This is a genomic window from Staphylococcus pasteuri, from assembly GCF_030547725.1.
GTDB lineage: Bacteria > Bacillota > Bacilli > Staphylococcales > Staphylococcaceae > Staphylococcus > Staphylococcus pasteuri.
On the sequence record NZ_JAUOQO010000720.1, the window covers coordinates 1 to 247 of the forward strand.

Below are 247 nucleotides of genomic sequence, written 5' to 3' on the forward strand. Positions count from 1 at the left end.
GTTGCAGGGTTTCGACCCCAAGAATTATGTCGCCTTGCACCGCTGGTCGGTGAGCGACCTGGGCGGTTTCTGGTCGGCGCTCTGGGACTTTTGTGGCGTTCCCGGAGACAAGGGCGCCCGTGCGTTTGTGCCGGATGACACGGCATGGATGACCGGCGCGCGCTTCTTTCCTGATGCACAGCTGAATCTGGCCGAAACCATGTTGCAGGGCGCGGACGGCGATACCGTCGTGATTGAGGCCGACGAG

1 pseudogene is annotated in these 247 nt (G+C 62.3%); it reads left to right on the top strand.

What is annotated here, in order from left to right:
* Positions 1 to 247 (top strand): annotated as a pseudogene (locus Q4528_RS15260) (acetoacetate--CoA ligase); the annotation flags it as partial.